Origin of the sequence: Mycobacterium sp. KBS0706, assembly GCF_005938675.2 — a bacterium.
Lineage (GTDB): Bacteria > Pseudomonadota > Alphaproteobacteria > DSM-16000 > Inquilinaceae > Inquilinus.
In genome coordinates this window covers 33,704-49,617 of the sequence record NZ_VCCH02000062.1, presented here as the reverse complement: position 1 = coordinate 49,617, position 15,914 = coordinate 33,704, and the positions used below count along the sequence as shown (strand labels likewise).

Genomic DNA, 15,914 nt, shown 5'->3' with positions numbered 1-15,914 from the left:
TAGGCGCCGGCGCCGGGAAGGAACACTTTCGGCGTCTTGAACAGGATCACGATGTCGCGCCAGAGGGTCCAGGTCCGCACATAGTCGACATTGAGGCGGATCTTGGTCTCGTAGCTGGTGTCGTTGCGACCGGAGATCTGCCAGACGCCGGTCATGCCGGGCCGGGTGCTGTGATAGTAGCGGATCGCAGCGCCCCAGCGTTCCTGCTCCTCCTCGTACATCGGCCGCGGGCCGACCAGGCTCATCTCGCCCTTCAGCACGTTGAACAGCTGCGGCAGCTCGTCGAGGCTGGTCTTGCGCAGGAAGCGGCCGATCGCGGTCACCCGCGGGTCCTTCTTCAGCTTGAAGCCGGATTCCCACTCCCGCCGCATCTCAGGGTCTTTCTGAAGAAGATCCGCCAACAGCTTGTTCGCGTTGGGAACCATCGTCCTGAACTTGTGGCAGTAGAAGATCTTGCCATGGCGACCGACACGGCGGTCGCTATAGAAGACGCCCCGGCCGGAGCGTCGGATCATGGCCGCGCACACCAGGAACAGCGGTGAAAACAGCACAAGAAACACGATCGACAATACGATATCCATCAACCGCTTTGCCGCCATGCCCACCCGAGCCGTCCGGATCGGCGTCTCTGCGGAAATGTCTACAGCGGCAGTATCGACGAGGCTGTCGGACTGCATATTCCTGTACCCCCAGAAATCCGAAACAAAGGAGCAAGACATGTCCCGCCGCCGCAAACGACAGAACACCCCACATATATATTTCGTCTGACTCCCCGCCCCCTAGTCCCTAGGGTTGCCGCGCATCACTATTGCCTAAACACAGCAATTTTTAGTGTGGCCTGGCGGCCATTGAATGCGCCCACTATGTATATCGAATGCCGCCAGGGGAGACAATCCATTTGTTGCTGTCTGTTGCCGCCATGAGCGTGGACAGATCAATGGCAGAGACAGCAAAATTAAACTGATATGCAAACAAAATCATTCAATATATTGTTTCTATTCGCCTTTCCCACGAAGCAGCCGCGCCACCAGCTCACTTTCCCCGACCTTGCCGATCAGCCGGCCGTCATCGTCCAGCACCAGGATCGGCTGCCGCGTCGCTTCATGCGCGGCTATGAAACGGCGCATTGAAGCATGGACCGGCATGGTTGCGATCTGCCCCGGCGCCACGCCATTGATGAGGCCGTCGGCGATCTCCAGCGGCCTGTCGTCCTGCAGCACCGCGATCGGCCGGCCGAGATCGTCGACCCGGCAGCGGCAGGTCATGGCCTTGTCGACCAGGATCGAATCGCCGTCGCGCGGCAGCAGGTCCAGCGGCGTCATCAGCGCCTCGGCTCGCAGCACGTTGAGCGGGTTCACATGGGCGACGAAGTTGGCGACGTAGTCGTCGGCCGGCTTGGTGACGATCTCCTCCGGCGTGCCGACCTGGACGATGCGGCCGGATTCCATGATCACGATCCGGTTGCCGATCTTCAGCGCCTCGTCGAGATCGTGGCTGACGAAGACGATGGTCTTCTTCAGCCGGCGCTGCAGTTCCAGGAGCTCGTCCTGCAGATGGGTGCGGATCAGCGGGTCGAGGGCCGAGAACGGCTCGTCCATCAGCAGGATATCGGCATCGGTGGCGAAGGCGCGGGCCAGGCCGACGCGCTGCTGCATGCCGCCGGACAGCTCGCGCGGGTACTTGCCGGCCCATTTGTCGAGATGGACCAGCGCCAGCTTCTCGTCGACCACGCGGTCGCGCTCGGCCTTCGGTACGCCGCGCAGCTCGAGCCCTAGGCCGACATTCTCGCGGATGGTGCGCCACGGCATCAGCGCGAATTGCTGGAACACCATCGATACCCAGTCGGCGCGGAGCTTGCGCAGAGTGGTCTCGTCGCACGAGGCGACGTCGACCTCCTGCCCGTCGCAGCGCACGATCATGCGGCCGCGGGTGACCTTGTTGAGGCCGTTGACGCAGCGCAGCAGCGACGACTTGCCGGAGCCGGACAGGCCCATCAGCACGCAGAGCTCGCCTGGCGGGACCGAGAGCTCGGCCCCCGCGACCGCCAGGGTGTCGCCGGTCTCGGCCAAGATCTCGGCCCGGCTGCGGCCCTGGTCCAGCAGGGCCAGCGCCCGCTTCGGCGTCGGCCCGAAGATCACGTCGAGGGCGTTGAAATGGACCGCGGGAAGGGTGTCCGACATCAGTGCGCCCCTCCGACGGGCCGTTCGCTTTTCACCAGGCGGTCGAGGATCACCGCCAGGATGACGATGCACAGGCCGGCTTCGAAGCCCATGGGGACATTCACCGAGTTGAGGGCGCGCACCACCGGCTTGCCCAGGCCGTCGGCCCCGACCAGCGCGGCGATGACGACCATCGACAGCGACAGCATGATGCATTGGGTCAGCCCGGCCATGATCGTCGGCAGGGCGTGCGGCAACTCGACCTTGAACAGCAGCTGCCGCTTGGTGGCGCCGAAGGCCTCGCCAGCCTCGAGCAGCGGGCTCGGCACGCCGTGGATGCCGAGATAGGTCAGGCGGATCGGCGCGGCCACGGCGAAGACAATGGTCGAGATCAGGCCCGGCGCCACGCCGAGACCGAACAGGATCAGGGTGGGGATCAGGTAGACGAAGGTCGGCAGCGTCTGCATCAGGTCGAGGACCGGCCGGATCACGGCGTAGACCAGGGGCCGGTGGGCGCAGAGGATGCCGATCGGGATGCCGATGACCAGCGACAGGAAGGTGGCGCTGATCACCAGCGCCAAGGTCTGCATGGTCTCGGTCCAGTAGCCGAGATTGAGGATCAGCAGCAGGCCGATCACGACCAGCGCCACCAGCTGCCAGCGCCGGTGCAGGACATAGGCGAGGACGGCGACGATGCCGATGAAGACCAGCGGTGGCGGCCACAGAAAGACGTCGATCAGCCATTCGATGGCGGTGCCGAGGCCGATCGAGATGGCATCGAAGACGCTGGCGAAATTGTCGGTCAGGAAGTCCGTCAGGTGTTTGATCCACAACCCGAGCGGGATCTTCTGGGACAGCAGCGCGCTCAGTTCGTCCATGCGGCGTCCTTCTTGTTCCGGACGTTTGGACGACGCGCCGCCGGGGCGGCGCGCCTGTCAGGGAGTCTCAGAGGCCGAGCGACGCCTTCACCGCGGCGAGGCCGTCCTTGCCGTCGAAGGTGGTGACGCCGGCGAGCCAGGGGGTCAGCACATCCGGATTGGCCTTGAGATAGGCGGTCGCCGCCTTGTCCCGGTCATCGCCATTGCCGATCGCCTCCATCACCGTGGCCTCCATGTCGAGGCTGAAGGCGAGGTTCTGCAGCAGCTTGCCGACATTCGGGCATTCGCCGACATAGCCGGCCCGGACATTGGTGTAGACGGTGGCGCCGCCGAAATTCGGGCCGAAATAGTCGTCGCCGCCGGTCAGGTACTGCAAGGCGAAGTTCTTGTTCATCGGGTGCGGCGCCCAGCCGAGGAACACGATCCATTCCTTGCGGCGGATGGCGCGGTCGACCTGCGAGAGCATGCCCTGCTCGCTTGATTCGACCAGCTGCCAGGCCTTCAGGCCGAAGGCGTCCTTGTCGATCATGCTCTGGACCAGACGGTTGCCGTCATTGCCCGGCTCGATGCCATAGATCTTGTCGCCGAACTTGTCGGCGTTCTTGGCCAGGTCCGCGAAATCCTTGACCCCGCCCTGGGCCACGTAGTCGGGCACCGCGAGGGTGTATTTAGCGCCTTCGAGATTGGCCCGGAGGCTCTCGACCGACTTGTCGTCGAAATAGGGCTTGGCGTCGCCGGCCATCGACGGCATCCAGTTGCCGAGGAACACGTCGATGTTCTTGTTCTTCATCGAGACGTAGGTGACCGGCACCGACAGCAGCTCGTCCGAGGGCTCATAGCCCAGGCCCTTCAGCACGGTCTTGGTCAAGGCCGTCGTCGCGGTGATGTCGGTCCAGCCGACATCGGAGAACCGCACCTTCTGACAGCTCGCCGGATCGGCCGCCTGGGCCGTCCCGGCGGCCAGGGCCAGGCCCAGCACCAGCCCGCTCAAACGCCACGACATCATGATTGCGACTCTCCTGTTTGCCCGCCTGTCTCACAATTTTCGTTCGTTACGGGGCAGCCCCGGCCGCCGGACCCGCGGCAAGGCGCCTCCGCGCGAGTCTAACGACGGCCCGGGCGTCGCCGCTGGCCGATTTCCGGCATGGCGTGACGCAAACCGGCCTCATCGCCCGGCCCGGCCCCGCTAGCATGCGCCGCAGCCCCGAGGAGCGGAAGGTATGACGGCAGAATTCGACTATGTGATCGTCGGCGCCGGCTCGGCCGGCTGCGTCCTGGCCAACCGGCTGTCGGCCGAGCCCGGCAACCGCGTGCTGGTGCTGGAGGCCGGGCCCGAGGACCGGACCTGGAAGATCCACATGCCGGCGGCGCTGACCTACAATCTCGGCGACGACAAGTACAACTGGTACTACGAGACCGAGCCGCAGCCGGCGATGGACGGCCGCCGCATGTACTGGCCGCGCGGCCGGGTGCTGGGGGGTTCCTCCTCGCTCAACGCCATGGTCTATGTCCGCGGCCATGCCTATGACTACGACCGCTGGGCCGAGGAAGGCGCCGCCGGCTGGTCCTATGCCGAGGTGCTGCCCTATTTCCGCCGCGCCGAGACCCGGGCCAAAGGCGGCGACGACTATCGCGGCAGCGACGGGCCGCTCAACGTGTCGACCGGCAGCCAGCCGAACCCGCTGTTCGACGCCTTCGTCCAGGCCGGGCAGCAGGCCGGGTATCCGTTCACCGACGACATGAACGGCTACCAGCAGGAGGGCTTCGGCAAGATGGACATGACGATCCATCAGGGCGAGCGCTGGTCGGCCGCCAAGGCCTATCTGAAGCCGATCCGGTCGCGGCCGAACCTGACGATCGAGACCGGCGCGCTGAGCACCCGGATCCTGTTCGAGGGCACCCGCGCGGTCGGGGTGGAATACGCCCGGGCCGGCCAGGTCCGCATCGCCCGCGCCGCGCGCGAGGTGATCCTGTGCGGCGGCGCCATCAACTCGCCGCAGCTCCTGATGCTGTCCGGCGTCGGCCCGGCCGACCAGCTGCGCCGGCACGGCATCGCCGTGGTGCACGACCTGCCCGGCGTCGGCCGCAACCTGCAGGACCATCTGGAGATGTACATCCAGTACGAGTGCACCAAGCCGATCACGCTCTACAGCGTCGAGAACCCGCTGTACAAAGCCAGGGTCGGAGTCGAGTGGTTCCTGTTCCGCAGCGGTCTGACCACCTCGGCCCATCTCGAGGCCGGCGGCTTCATCCGCTCACGTCCCGGCATCCGGCACCCGGACATCCAGTATCATTTCCTGCCGTCGGTGGTGAACGACCACGGCCGCCAGCCGGGCGACCGCCACGCCTTCCAGGCCCATGCCGGCACCATGCGCGCCACCTCGCGCGGCTGGGTCGAGCTACGCTCGGCCGACCCGAGGGCCAAGCCGATCCTGCAGCCGAACTACCTGAGCACCGAGGACGACCGCGCCGACATGCGGGCCTGCGTGCATCTGACCCGCGAGATCTTCGCCCAGAGCGGCTTCGACCCCTATCGCGGGCCCGAGATCTCGCCCGGCGCGTCGGTGCGCACCGATGACGAGATCGACGCCTTCGTCCGGGCCAAGGCCGACAGCGCCTACCATCCGTCCTGCACTTGCAAGATGGGCGTCGACGAGATGGCGGTGGTCGACCCCGAGACCCGGGTGCGCGGGCTGGAAGGGCTGCGAGTCGTCGACGCCTCGATCATGCCCTCGATCGTCAGCGGCAACCTGAACGCCCCCACCATCATGATCGGCGAGAAGGCGGCGGACATGATCCTCGGCCGCACGCCCTTGCCGCCGTCCAACGCCCCGGTCTACGAGGCGCCGAACTGGCAGACGGCTCAGCGCTGAAACAGGAGAACGCCATGGTTGAGATCGGGCTGCATATCGGCGGACAGGCGGTCGCGGGCAGCGGCACGCCGTTCGACACCATCAACCCGGCGACCGGGCAGGTCATCGGCCGGGTCGCCGCCGCCTCCCCCGCCGATGTCGACCGCGCCGTGGCTGCCGCCAAGGCCGCCTTCGACGGCTGGGCCGGCATGACCGGCACCCAGCGCGGCCGCATCCTGCGCGAGGCGGTGCGCCTGCTGCGCGCCAACCGCGACCGGCTGGCGCGGATGGAGGTCGAGGACACCGGCAAGCCGATCGCCGAGGCGCTGGCGGTCGACATCGATTCCGGCGCCGACGCGATCGAGTATTTCGCCGGGCTGGCGCCGTCGCTGCACGGCACCCATCACGATTTCGGCCGCGCCTTCGCCTATACGCGGCGCGAGCCGCTGGGCGTGGTCGCCGGCATCGGCGCCTGGAACTACCCGATCCAGATCGCCTGCTGGAAGTCCGGCCCGGCTCTGGCCTGCGGCAACACCATGGTGTTCAAGCCGTCCGAGCTGACTCCGATGACCGCGCTGGCGCTGGCCGGGATCTTCGCCGAGGCCGGCCTGCCGCCCGGCGTGTTCAACGTGGTGCAGGGCAAGGGCGACGTCGGCCAGGCGCTGGTCACCCATCCCGACGTCGCCAAGGTGTCGCTGACCGGGTCGGTGCCGACCGGCCGCAAGGTCGCCGCCGCCGCCGCCGGGGCGATGAAGCACGTGACCATGGAGCTGGGCGGCAAGTCGCCGCTGATCATCTTCGCCGATGCCGATGTCGAGAACGCGGTGAAGGCGGCGATGATGGCGAATTTCTACACCCAGGGCGAGATCTGCTCGAACGGCACCCGGGTGTTCGTCGAGGCCTCGCTGCACAACCGCTTCATGGACGCGCTGCTGGCCCGCACCGAAAAGATGCGGATCGGCGACCCGATGGACCCGGCGACCCAGGTCGGCGCCCTGATCTCGGCCGACCACCGGGCCAAGGTGCTGGGCTATGTCGAGGCCGGGGTGAAGGCCGGCGCCCGGCTGGTCTGCGGCGGCCGCGCCCCGGCCGACCCGGCCCTGGCCGGCGGCTATTTCGTCGAGCCGGCGATCTTCGACGCCTGCCACGACGACATGTCGATCGTGCAGGAGGAGATCTTCGGCCCGGTGATGACGGTGCTGACCTTCACCGACGAGGACGAGGCCGTGCGCCGCGCCAACGCCACGGAATACGGGCTGGCCGCCGGCGTGTTCACCCGCGACCTGGCCCGCGGCCACCGCGTCGTCGCCCGGCTGCAGGCCGGCACCTGCTGGATCAACAACTACAACATCACCCCGGTGGAGATCCCGTTCGGCGGGTACAAGCAGTCCGGCCTCGGCCGCGAGAACGGCCTCGCCGCGCTGGAGCACTACACCCAGCTGAAGAGCGTCTATGTCGAGACCGGCGACGTCGACTCGCCCTACTGACCAGCGGTCTCACCGGGGCCGAATCGCGGCATCAACCGTGCCGGCGTAAGCCCGCGCCGCCTGCAGCGCGGCCTCGGCGGCAGGGCCGAGCAGAGAGGGCGGATCGTTCGCCGCGCCGGCCGCGATGAAGGCGTCGCGGATGCGGCGCCAGCCTTCATTGGCCATGGCCTGCAGCTGCGGCATCGCCGTGTCGGCCGGCGCAGTGATCTCGATGCTCAGCAGGTCGAAGCGGTTCTCCCCATGCGCGTACTGCCAGCCCACCAGCGTGCAGCCGGGAAGCGCGGCGACCAGGGCGAGAAGAAGCTGCTCCAGCGTCGCCCGCTCCACCGGCGCGAGCAGCGGATTGTCGTGGCTGAGCGAAAGCGTCGCCGTCCGGACATGGTCGCCATCGGCGTGCCGGGCGAAGCCGGGCCTGCCGCTGTGCTCGAGCAGGATGCCATTGCACAGGAAGATGCAGCGGTTGCAGATCGCGGTCGCACCCGGCCCCGCGATGATCTGCTCGACCCGACGCCGGTCAGCCCCGCAGAAGGAACAGACGACCGCGTCGACGCCCCGCCCCGTCAACAGGGACCACGCGCCGGCAATCCTGGTGCTGATGTCCATCGTGTCCCCCGTCATCGCCGCCCGGCATCCGGCGGCAGCGTCCTGCGATCTTGCCCGACCGGGTAGGCCGGAGCATAGTCCGGCCGCCGTCACGGCGACGGCGGATAGCCCTGGTTCATGAGCAGCTTCCGGATTCGCGACGACACCCCGCACTACACCATCCTGACCAAGCTGCAGCTGATGAGCTGGGGCCTGGTGGTGCTGGTCTGCGCCATCGCCGCGGTCGGGGTCATGCTGCTGTACTCCGCCGGCGGCGGCTCCTGGGAGCCCTGGGCCAGCCGGCAGCTGACCCGTTTCGCCACCGGCTTCGTCGTCATGCTGCTGCTGGCGCTGGTCGACATCCGGGTCTGGATGAAGCTGGCCTATCCGATCTACGCCATCGTCTTCGCGCTGCTGATCGTGGTCGAGATGATGGGCCATGTCGGCATGGGCGCCGAGCGCTGGATCAATCTCGGGCCCCTGGTGATCCAGCCCTCGGAGCTGATGAAGATCGCCCTGGTCCTGGCCCTCGCCCGCTATTTCCACGGCTTCTCGCTGGTCGAGGTGCGCCATCCGCTGGTGCTGATCGTGCCGCTGCTGCTGATCCTGGCGCCGGTCGGGCTGGTGCTGATGCAGCCCAATCTCGGCACCGCCATGCTGCTGATCCTGACCGGCGGCGCGGTCATGTTCGCCACCGGGGTGCGGTTGTGGAAATTCGCCGTGGCCATCACCCTCGGCCTGTCGGCGATCCCGATCGGCTGGGAGTTCCTGCACGACTACCAGAAGAACCGCGTCTACACCTTCCTCGAGCCTGAGCGCGACCCGCTCGGCGCCGGCTACAACATCATGCAGTCGAAGATCGCGCTCGGCTCCGGCGCCCTGTTCGGCAAGGGCTTCACCGCCGGCACGCAGAGCCAGCTGATGTTCCTGCCGGAGAAGCACACCGATTTCATCTTCGTGGTGCTGGCCGAGGAGTTCGGCATGGTCGGGGCGCTGATCCTGCTGTTCCTCTACACCATGCTGTTCGTCTACGGGCTGATGATTGCGCTCAGCGCCCGCAGCCATTTCGGCCGGCTGGTCGGGATCGGCCTGACCACGACCTTCTTCCTCTACGTCTTCGTCAATGTCGCGATGGTCACCGGCCTGATCCCGGTGGTCGGAATCCCGCTGCCCCTGGTCTCCTATGGCGGTACCGCCATGCTGACCCTGCTGATGGGCTGCGGCATCCTGCTCAGCGTCTGGATCCACCGCGAGGTGCGGGTCCCGCGCAGCGGCATCACCGACTACTGAGTCCGCACGCTTCGACCGGGGTCGAAGCGTCCTCAGCGAGCCCTCTCCGGATTGCGGCCGTTCCCCCTGTGACAGCGGGAGCAGCCACATGCCTTCAGCCGACACCATCGACACCATCGACACCCCGCGGACGCAGCCCGGCCTCGTCCTGTTCGCCATGTGCCTCGGCGTGCTGGTGGCCCAGATCGACACCTCGGTGGTCAATCTCGGCGGCCATGCCATCGGCGCCGCCCTCGGCCTCGGGGTCAGCGCCCTGCAATGGGTGCTGGACGTCTATAACCTGGTCTATGCCACGCTGCTGCTGACCGGCGGGCTGCTGGGCGACCTGTTCGGCCGGCGGCGGATCTTCGTCATCGGGGTGGCGATGTTCGCCGCCGGCTCGCTGGCCTGCGGCCTGGCGCCGGACGGCACCGTGCTGATCGCGGCTCGGGCGATCACCGGGCTGGGGGCCGCGCTGCTGCTGCCGGCCTCGCTGTCGATCCTGGCCGCGACCTATCCCGATGCCGGGGAGCGCGCCCATGCCATCGGCATCTGGGCCAGCTCCAACGGCCTGGCCTTCGCCATCGGCCCGACGCTCGGCGGCATCCTGGTCACCACCGCGGGCTGGCGCAGCCTGTTCTTCGTGGTGGTGCCGGTGGCCGCCCTCGCCCTGGTCCTGGCCGTCCGGTCGGTGCCCGAATCCGCCGATCCGGAGGGGCGGCGCCTCGACCTGCCCGGCCAGGGGCTAGCCATGCTGGCGCTCGGCGCCCTGACCCTGGCCGCGATCGAGGGCAACCGCTGGGGCTGGACCTCCGCCGCCACGCTCGCCGGCCTCGCCGTGGGTCTCGTCGCGATCGCCCTGTTCCTGGCAGTCGAATCCCGCACTGCGGGGGCGCTTGTGCCGCTCGACCTGTTCCGCAGCCCGGCCCTGTCGGGCTCGCTGATCGTGGCGCTGGCGATGACCTTCGGCATGTACGCCATGCTGTTCCTGATCCCGGTCTATCTGCAGACGGTGCGTGGCGCCACGCCGATCGAGGCGGGGCTGGAGCTGCTGCCGATGTCGGTGATCTTCTTCGTCGTCTCGCAATTCTCCGGCCGGCTGGCGACCCGGTTGGGGCCGTGGGCGCCGATGACCGCCGGCATGGCGCTGATCGGCGCCGGGCTGCTGCTGCTGGCCTGGATCTCCGCCGGCACCGGCCTGCTCTATATCGAGGTGGCGCTGCTGGTCACCGGCGTCGGGCTCGGCCTCAACACCGGCCCGGTGATGGCGGTGACGGTGTCGAGCGTGCCGCAGAAGCGCTCGGGCACCGCATCCGGGCTGGTCAACACCGCCCGGATGGTCGGCGCCACCCTGGGCGTCGCCATCCTCGGCGCCGTCTTCGCCGCGCATGGCGGCGACGTCAACGCACCGGCGGACCGGCTGATCGCCGGCCTGGGGCCGGCTCTCCTGGTCGGGGGCCTGGGGGAATGTCTCGGGGCGGTCGCGGCCCTGATCCTGATCCGCGGCGACGCGCTGGAGCGGAAGGCCGGCTGAGAAAGGCTCAGGCGTCGCCGCGCAGGGCGGCCTGCAGGCGCTTCAGCTCCGCCAGCAGCACGGTCAGCTCGTCGCGCAGCTCGGCCGAGATGCCTTGGGCGCGGCCCTCGCGCCCCGCCCCGGCCAGCAGCGAAAGCTGCATCTCGTCCCGCGACTTCCCGGTCGGCTTGGTCCGCGTGACCGGAACAGGCCTCGCCGGCCCGGCCGGAGTCCCAGCCTCGTCGGACGCCGCCGGGGTCGGGGCATCGGCCTCGGCCGATTTGCCTTCCTTCAGCAGGCGCTGCACGCCCTTGATGGTGTACCCCTCCTCATAGAGGAGGCGCTGGATCCGGCGCAGCAGCTGGACATCTTCGGGGCGATAGTACCGGCGGCCGCCGCCGCGCTTGAGCGGGCGGATCTGGGAGAACTTGGTCTCCCAGAACCGCAGCACATGCTGCGGCACGGCGAGGTCGTCGGACACCTCGCTGATCGTGCGGTAGGCCGTCGCCGACTTGCGCAGCGGCACGGGCTTCGCTTCCGATCCTGCCATTCCGGCCATGGCTTACTCGTCGTCGTCCAGGGGAGGATTGGTGCCGTTGATGCGTCCCTTGAGCACATGCGAAGCGCGGAACACCAGCACCCGGCGCGGCAGGATCGGCACCTCCTGCCCGGTTTTAGGGTTGCGCCCGACTCGCTGCCCCTTCTGGCGCACGCCAAAGGTGCCGAAGGACGAGATCTTCACCGTCTCGCCACGCTCGAGCGCTTCGGAGATTTCTTCAAGCACCGTCTCAACAAGGTCAGCGGACTCATTGCGAGATAAGCCGATTTCTTGATAGAGCGATTCACTGAGCTGCGCTCGTGTCACCGTTTCCGCCATGCCGCCCCCCCGACGGGCAATTGCGAAGAAGACCGTCGAAGGACGGTACCCTTCACAAAATAATCCGTCAATTCCAAAGCTTTGGGCGGGTTTCCTAACGAGCCCCTCAGGCGAGGCCCTCTAACTGCTTACCAGCGCACCAGGGCAGCACCCCAGGTCAAGCCGCCGCCCATCGCCTCGAGCAGGACGAGGTCGCCGGGCTGGATGCGGCCGTCGTTGACGGCCTCGGCCAGCGCCAGCGGGATCGAGGCGGCGGAAGTGTTGGCGTGCTTCTGCACCGTCAGCACCACCTTCTCCGGCGGCAGGTCGAGCTTGCGGGCGGTGGCGTCGATGATGCGCTTGTTGGCCTGATGCGGCACCAGCCAGTCGATGTCGGCCTGGGTCAGGCCGTTCGCCGCCAGAGCTTCCTCGACCACCTCGGCCAAATTGACGACCGCGTGCTTGAACACCTCGCGACCCTCCATCCGGACATGGCCGACGGTGCCGGTCGAGGACGGCCCGCCATCGACGTACAGCTTGTCCTCGTGGCGGCCGTCGGAATGCAGATGGGTCGACAGAATGCCGGGGTCGTCGGTGCTGCCGCCGCCTTCGACCGCGCGCAGCACCACGGCGCCGGCACCGTCGCCGAACAGCACGCAGGTGCCGCGATCATTCCAGTCGAGCAGGCGGGAGAAGGTCTCGGCCCCGATCACCAGCGCCGTGCGCGCCTGGCCCAGCCGGATCATGTTGTCGGCGACGGACAGGGCGTAGACGAAACCCGAGCAGACGGCCTGGACGTCGAAGGCGGCGCCGCGGGTCATGCCGAGCGCGGCCTGGATCCGCACCGCGGTCGCCGGGAAGGTCTGGTCCGGGGTGGTGGTGGCCAGCACGATCAGGTCGAGGTCACTGCCCTCGACCTTGGCCATGGCCAGCGCCTTGCGGGCCGCGGCCAGCGCCAGGTCGGAGGTCTTCTCGCCCGGCCCCGCGATGTGGCGGACGCTGATGCCGGTGCGCTGGACGATCCACTCGTCCGAGGTGTCGACCGTGCGGGCCAGCTCTTCGTTGGTGACGACGCGGTCAGGCAGGGCAGAACCGCATCCGATGATGCGCGCGCGGCGGACTGTCATAGGGGGCCGGTCATTGGGGTTGTTCGGTTCCGATCGGAGCAGTCGTTGAAGCCGTCGAAGCAGCGTCGTCGCCGTTCCGGCTGCCTTCGAAACGGCTGAACTCCTGTTTCACCTTATCATTGAAACCGTGGATGACCAGATCGACCCCGACATCGATGGCATGGGCGAAGCCCTCGCCGTCGGTGCCGCCATGGCTCTTCACGCAGATACCGTTGAGGCCGAGGAACAGCGCACCGTTGTACTGGCGCGGGTCGGTCCGGTGCCGCAGCCGGCGGAACGCGCCGCGCGCCAGCAGGTAGCCGAGCGAGGCGAGCCAGGAGGACCGGAAGGAATGGCGCAGCCAGGTGGCGTAGAGCTTGGCCGTGCCCTCGGCGGTCTTCAGCGCGATGTTGCCGGAGAAGCCGTCGGTCACGACCACGTCGACCTTCCCGGCCGGGATGTCGTCGCCCTCGACGAAGCCTTCGAACCGGCCGGGGAATTCGAGCTCGCGCAGCCGCGCGGCGGCGTCGCGCACCGTGTCCGGGCCCTTCAGCGCCTCGGACCCGACATTCAGCAGGCCGACCGAGGGGGTGACCAGGCCCAGCACCGCCTTGGCGAAGACCGAGCCCATGATGGCGAACTGGACCAGATTCTCGGCGTCGCATTCGATGTTGGCGCCGAGATCGAGCATGACGCTCTCGCCGCGCAGCGTCGGGAACAACGACGCGATCGCCGGCCGGTCGATGCCCGGCAGCGTCTTGAACACGATCTTCGCCGTCGCCATCAACGCGCCGGTGTTGCCGGCGGAGACGACGCATTGCGCTTCGCCCGCGGCCACGGCGTCGATGGCCAGCCGCATGCTCGAATTGCGCCCGCCGCGCAGCGCGGCGGAGGGCTTGTCCTCGTTGGTGATGACGTCGGCGGCATGCCGAATCGTCGACACCTTGGCCAAGGCCGGCCGTTTCGCCAGCAACGGCGCGAGCCGCGCCTCGTCACCGACGATCAGGAAGTGCACGTCCGGATGGTGCGTGCGGGCGATCTCAGCCCCTTCGAGCACCATCTCTGGCGCCCGATCGCCCCCCATGGCGTCGAGCGCGATCGTCACTGGGCCAGAGGCCGCCGGGTCGGACATTCCCTATGCGGGCGCAGTCGATCAGGCGGTCGCCGTCGTCTCGCTGACGACCTCACGGCCGTGGTAGTGGCCGCAGGCGTCGCAGACATGGTGCGGGCGGGCCAGCTCACCACAATTGGCGCATTCGACATAGGAGGCGCCGGTCAGGGCGTGGTGCGAACGCCGCATGTCGCGCCGCGACTTCGACGTCTTCTTCTTCGGAACAGCCATTTGCTTGAACTCTCGATACGAAAAGGCGGCACCGGGGGGAGCCGCCTCAGACCGGCGTTACTTAATGGAAAAGGTCCGGTGGGGCAAGGAAAAGCGATCAGTCCTCTGCCTTGTCATCACCACCGCCCTTGAGCACGGCGAAGGGCCGGCGCGTCTCCGGCTCGCCCTCCGGCGGCTCGGCCGTGGCCTCCGGCGCGTCGGGCGAGCGCGGATAGGGATCTAGCGCCAGCGACAGGTGTTGCGCCGCCAGCTCGCCGAGATCGATGCGATGGTCGACCAGGGGCTCGACCTCGGCCGCCAGCGGGTCGACCTCGACCTCCGCCTCATCCCGCCCCGCCGCGTCGGCGAAGACGGCTTCGATCTCGTCCTCGACCGCAGCGGGCACCGGGTCCAGCGTCACCACGCAGCGCTGCACCACCGCGGCGGTCAGCATGCCGGTCACGATCACGGTGTCGCCGCGTCCGGCCGTCAGCGTGAATCGGGCCTTGAGCTCGTCCAGCGCCAGCAGGTCGAAGCGGCGGGCGAGCGCAGCACGCTCGGCCCCGTCGGCCTCGATGGCGACGGTGCGGCCGCCGCGCGGCAGGGTGTTGACGCCGACCACGCGGCTGAATTCGGGGGTCATCAGGCTGCCTCCACCATCTCGGGCGCCGGGCCGAATCGGACCTCGCCGGCCAGGAACGCCGCCACCGGCTGCGCCGCCAGGCCGGCCACCTCGCGGCGCAGATAGGCGGCGACCGCCCTCACCTGACCCGGCTCCGGCTCGACCGTGCCGTAGAGGTTGCGCCGCAGCGCCGCCTCCAGCTCCTCCGGATCGGCGGCGGCCAGGCCATGGTCATAGGCGACGACGCGGCCGTAGAAGCCGCGGCCCATCGCCTTCACCTTCTTGCCGATGCTGAAATCGGTCACCCCGATCTCGCGCAGGCTGAGATCCATGTCGCTGACCATGTGGTCGAACAGGGCCTGGGCGAAGCCCGGCGCCGGCGGCGCTTCGCGCTTCAGCCGGTGCAGCACCAGGAAGGCGTGCAGGGCCAGCGCCTCGAACCGTCCGTCCAGCGTGTCCGGCACGCCGCAGGCGGTGTAGAATGCCGGGCTGCGCGCCTGCTCGACCAGCTTGACGTAGAGCTCGGCGGCGACGCGTTCGCGGCGATGGCGGGTGAACAGCTTGGACAGCACGGGACCGATCGGATTTGCGCAAAGGACGGCGATATTGGTCGAAGTCGAAGTGGTGTGCTAGAGGGAAGCCTTCAATTGGGAGCCCCCCCCGGGGCGCGGAGACATGAGGCGATGACGGAAAGAGCAAGGGTCGTCCGGACCATGGCGGCCGGCCTGCTCGTGGCGGCGGCGCTGACGGCCTGCACGCCGCGGGTGGCGACGCGCGGCAACCTCGTCGAGGATTACCGCCTCGAGCAGGTCCACACCGGCACCAGCACCAAGGCGGATGTGGCGACGATTCTGGGGACCCCGACCACGGTGTCCACCTTCGACGACAACACATGGTATTACATCGGCCAGCGGGTCGAGACGGTGGCCTTCTTCGCCCCCGAAGTGACCAAGCGCCGGGTGCTGCGCATGCAGTTCGACCCGACCAGCAGCACGCTGACCGAGATGAAGGAGCTGAACCTGGAGGACGGCGAGCAGGTGGCCCTGGTGTCGCGCGAGACGCCGACGCTGGGTCGCCGCATCGGCATCCTGGAGCAGTTCCTGGGCAATATCGGCCGGTTCAACAGCGACGGGACCGGCACCGCCGCGACCTCCGCCCGGGGCCGCCCGGTCGGCACCGGCGGCGTCGCCAGCTCGGTCGCCGGCGGCAACTACTAGCCGCGGATTGAAGACGTGAAAACCCCGGCGCCGACGGCGCCGGGGTTTTCGT

General features: G+C 68.2%; 17 protein-coding genes. 5 read left to right on the top strand and 12 right to left on the bottom strand.

Going from position 1 to position 15,914, the window contains the following annotated elements; genetic code table 11:
* The 4 genes from FFK22_RS27900 to FFK22_RS27885 all read right to left on the bottom strand — a co-directional run.
* The coding region (locus FFK22_RS27900) for a sugar transferase (RefSeq protein ID WP_221938907.1) at nt 1–677 on the bottom strand (677 nt) is incomplete at its 3' end.
* Nucleotides 678–995: 318 nt separating this feature from the next.
* The gene (choV, locus tag FFK22_RS27895) at nt 996–2,180 is read right to left on the bottom strand and encodes a choline ABC transporter ATP-binding protein (protein WP_138890972.1); all 1,185 of its coding nucleotides are present in this window, start codon (nt 2,178–2,180) and stop codon (nt 996–998) included.
* Nucleotides 2,180–3,037, bottom strand: coding sequence for a choline ABC transporter permease subunit (gene choW, locus FFK22_RS27890; RefSeq protein ID WP_138890973.1), 858 nt, complete (start codon nt 3,035–3,037; stop codon nt 2,180–2,182). The genes choV and choW overlap by 1 nt, the downstream gene beginning before the upstream one ends.
* A gap of 67 nt (nt 3,038–3,104) precedes the next feature.
* Nucleotides 3,105–4,043, bottom strand: a complete 939-nt coding sequence (locus FFK22_RS27885) for a choline ABC transporter substrate-binding protein (RefSeq protein WP_138890974.1) — start codon at nt 4,041–4,043, stop codon at nt 3,105–3,107.
* Nucleotides 4,044–4,257: 214 nt separating this feature from the next.
* Here FFK22_RS27885 and betA point away from each other — a divergent pair, with 214 nt between their 5' ends.
* On the top strand, nt 4,258–5,910 hold the full coding sequence (gene betA, locus FFK22_RS27880) for a choline dehydrogenase (RefSeq protein ID WP_138890975.1): 1,653 nt from the start codon (nt 4,258–4,260) through the stop codon (nt 5,908–5,910).
* Between the two features lie 14 nt (nt 5,911–5,924).
* On the top strand, nt 5,925–7,376 hold the full coding sequence (gene betB, locus FFK22_RS27875) for a betaine-aldehyde dehydrogenase (protein WP_138890976.1): 1,452 nt from the start codon (nt 5,925–5,927) through the stop codon (nt 7,374–7,376).
* A gap of 9 nt (nt 7,377–7,385) precedes the next feature.
* Here the strand turns inward: betB and FFK22_RS27870 are convergent, their stop codons facing one another.
* A complete protein-coding gene (locus FFK22_RS27870) occupies nt 7,386–7,979 on the bottom strand; it encodes a ClpX C4-type zinc finger protein (RefSeq protein ID WP_186002689.1) in 594 nt (197 codons plus the stop codon).
* Nucleotides 7,980–8,096: 117 nt separating this feature from the next.
* Here FFK22_RS27870 and rodA point away from each other — a divergent pair, with 117 nt between their 5' ends.
* Together rodA and FFK22_RS27860 are read left to right on the top strand one after the other, a co-directional pair.
* Nucleotides 8,097–9,248 (top strand): rod shape-determining protein RodA, encoded by a 1,152-nt coding sequence (gene rodA, locus FFK22_RS27865; protein WP_138890978.1) that lies wholly within the window; start codon nt 8,097–8,099, stop codon nt 9,246–9,248.
* Nucleotides 9,249–9,336: 88 nt separating this feature from the next.
* A complete protein-coding gene (locus tag FFK22_RS27860) occupies nt 9,337–10,761 on the top strand; it encodes an MFS transporter (RefSeq protein WP_138890979.1) in 1,425 nt (474 codons plus the stop codon).
* A gap of 7 nt (nt 10,762–10,768) precedes the next feature.
* Here the strand turns inward: FFK22_RS27860 and FFK22_RS27855 are convergent, their stop codons facing one another.
* From FFK22_RS27855 to FFK22_RS27825, 7 genes are all read right to left on the bottom strand, one after another.
* Nucleotides 10,769–11,299 (bottom strand): MerR family transcriptional regulator, encoded by a 531-nt coding sequence (locus FFK22_RS27855; protein ID WP_221938906.1) that lies wholly within the window; start codon nt 11,297–11,299, stop codon nt 10,769–10,771.
* Between the two features lie 3 nt (nt 11,300–11,302).
* A complete protein-coding gene (locus tag FFK22_RS27850) occupies nt 11,303–11,617 on the bottom strand; it encodes an integration host factor subunit alpha (RefSeq protein WP_138890980.1) in 315 nt (104 codons plus the stop codon).
* 128 nt (nt 11,618–11,745) lie between these two features.
* Nucleotides 11,746–12,723: a beta-ketoacyl-ACP synthase III gene (locus FFK22_RS27845; RefSeq protein ID WP_138890981.1), complete on the bottom strand. Its 978-nt coding sequence runs from the start codon at nt 12,721–12,723 to the stop codon at nt 11,746–11,748.
* A 10-nt stretch (nt 12,724–12,733) separates the two neighbouring features.
* Nucleotides 12,734–13,834: a phosphate acyltransferase PlsX gene (gene plsX / locus FFK22_RS27840; protein WP_138890982.1), complete on the bottom strand. Its 1,101-nt coding sequence runs from the start codon at nt 13,832–13,834 to the stop codon at nt 12,734–12,736.
* Between the two features lie 21 nt (nt 13,835–13,855).
* Nucleotides 13,856–14,044, bottom strand: coding sequence for a 50S ribosomal protein L32 (gene rpmF, locus FFK22_RS27835; RefSeq protein ID WP_138890983.1), 189 nt, complete (start codon nt 14,042–14,044; stop codon nt 13,856–13,858).
* 97 nt (nt 14,045–14,141) lie between these two features.
* Complete coding sequence (locus tag FFK22_RS27830) at nt 14,142–14,666, bottom strand: DUF177 domain-containing protein (protein ID WP_138890984.1); 525 nt, start codon at nt 14,664–14,666, stop codon at nt 14,142–14,144.
* Nucleotides 14,666–15,217, bottom strand: coding sequence for a ubiquinol-cytochrome C chaperone family protein (locus FFK22_RS27825; protein WP_138890985.1), 552 nt, complete (start codon nt 15,215–15,217; stop codon nt 14,666–14,668). Before FFK22_RS27825 ends, FFK22_RS27830 begins: the two co-directional genes overlap by 1 nt.
* 111 nt (nt 15,218–15,328) lie before the next feature.
* Here FFK22_RS27825 and FFK22_RS27820 point away from each other — a divergent pair, with 111 nt between their 5' ends.
* Nucleotides 15,329–15,862 carry an outer membrane protein assembly factor BamE gene (locus tag FFK22_RS27820; RefSeq protein ID WP_221938905.1) on the top strand — a complete coding sequence of 178 codons (534 nt, stop codon included), beginning with the start codon at nt 15,329–15,331 and terminating at the stop codon, nt 15,860–15,862.
* Nucleotides 15,863–15,914: the final 52 nt, after the last annotated feature.